This is a genomic window from Phenylobacterium sp., from assembly GCF_031360265.1.
Taxonomy (GTDB): domain Bacteria; phylum Pseudomonadota; class Alphaproteobacteria; order Caulobacterales; family Caulobacteraceae; genus Phenylobacterium.
The window spans coordinates 1-1,620 of record NZ_JANMBF010000087.1; the positions used below are offsets into that span (position 1 = coordinate 1).

Here is a 1,620-nt window from a genome sequence, read left to right on the forward strand (position 1 = left end):
GGTCACGGGCGATCTTCGAGGCGCCAACCACCCTGCCGCTTGCATCGCGGATCGGAGATACCGACAGCGATATGTCAACAAGGCTGCCGTCCTTGCGCCGGCGAACCGTCTCGTAGTGCTCGATCCGTTCGCCCCGGCGCAGGCGCGCCAGGATGGAGGGCTCCTCGTCCTGCCGGTCGTCCGGGATCAGGACCGTCACCGACTTTCCGACCACCTCGTCAGCGGTATAGCCGAAGAGGTGTTCCGCGCCGCGATTCCAGCTGGTGATAATGCCGTCGAGGTTCTTCGAGAGGATGGCGTCCTCAGACGATTCGATGATCGCCGCGAGAACTTGCCGAAGCTCGTCGACACCCGCCGGCTGATCGACGCTGGCCCATGCTTCCGGGAACTCTGTCGGCTTTTCGGACATCAAGTTTCTGACAATTGGTCATTACGTCAGAGGCATAGCCTATTGTCGCGCTCCAGGCCGGTCAATATATCCCGTTACGCGAATTCGCGACTCGAGCGGACGCGCGACGCTGGCTCTCCAGGCGCGCGCCGTCGTCTAACTCTAACAACAGATGCACCACGCTGACACCAGTCTTGACGACAGTGTTTGGCAGCCGGACCCTGGTCGAAGTCAGTTTTCGTCAAGGCGTTCTTTACCTGCGACGCGTTAGACAAGGCTCATAGACGGAGCGCGCGGGCCTTGTTCAACGCAGACGCCAAGATCATTCAGCGCATGACGCCGATGCTGCAGCGCGTGATGATCGTCGATCCGCAACCCGCCGGCGCGCGGTTGATCGGCGAGCTGATGCGCGACATCGCCCGCTCGCAGATCTGGACGGCGGAAACCCACGACAAGGCGATCCGGCTGACCGCCAGCTACGATCCGCACGTCATCTTCGTCGACCTGGGACCAGCCCCCCTGGACGGGATCGCCTTCACCCGCGAGCTGCGCCGCAGCCATCTTTCGGCGCGCTACGCCCCGGTGATCATGGTCACCGGCCAGGCCACCGCCGCCGGCATCCTGGCCTCGCGCGACGCCGGCGTGCATGAGTTCCTCCGCCGGCCATTCACCATCAAGGATCTGCTGCGCCGCCTTGAGGCGGTGACGCTGCGCCCGCGCGACTGGGTCGAGGCGGTTGACTACGTCGGCCCCGACCGGCGCCGGTTCAATTCCGGCGACTATTCCGGCGCCCTGAAGCGTCGGTCCGACGCCACCGCGACGCCCGACGCCGAACGCCTGGCCCAGGCGCTGAAGATCCTGCGGTCGGCGATCGCCGCGGTCGCTAGCGACCCGGCCCAGGCGATGCGCGCCCTGCAGGCCCAGGTCGCCGAGCTGCGGAGATGCGGGATGAGCATCGCCGACCTGAAGCTGACCTCCGCGGCCATCGATTTCGGGCGCTACCTGGACGAGATCGAGGTCAAGGGCGCGCCCTACGACCGTGCGGCTCTGGAGGTGAAGGCCGGGGCGCTGCTGGCCTACATGCCGAAGGAAGAGGCGGTGGCGGCCTAAACTGCGGCCTGCCGGGCGGCTTCGTCCTCGACCTGGCCAAGCCGATCCTTGCCGAAGAACATCTCGTCGCCGACGAAGAAGGTCGGAATGCCAAAGGCGCCGCGGGCGACGGCGGCCTCGGT

The 1,620-nt window shown here is 66.0% G+C and carries 3 protein-coding genes; 1 reads left to right on the forward strand and 2 read right to left on the reverse strand.

What is annotated here, in order from left to right; translation table 11 throughout:
- On the reverse strand, nucleotides 1-409 hold a 409-nt coding region (locus RMN86_RS07945), incomplete at its 3' end, for a PAS domain S-box protein (protein ID WP_309605298.1).
- Nucleotides 410-688: 279 nt separating this feature from the next.
- On the opposite strand from RMN86_RS07945, the gene RMN86_RS07950 reads away from it, so the two are divergent.
- Complete coding sequence (locus RMN86_RS07950) at nucleotides 689-1,498, forward strand: response regulator (RefSeq protein ID WP_309605299.1); 810 nt, start codon at nucleotides 689-691, stop codon at nucleotides 1,496-1,498.
- Here the strand turns inward: RMN86_RS07950 and RMN86_RS07955 are convergent.
- Nucleotides 1,495-1,620: DsbA family protein (locus RMN86_RS07955; RefSeq protein WP_309605300.1), on the reverse strand; the 126-nt coding region annotated here is incomplete at its 5' end. The two genes, RMN86_RS07950 and RMN86_RS07955, sit on opposite strands and share 4 nt — an antisense overlap.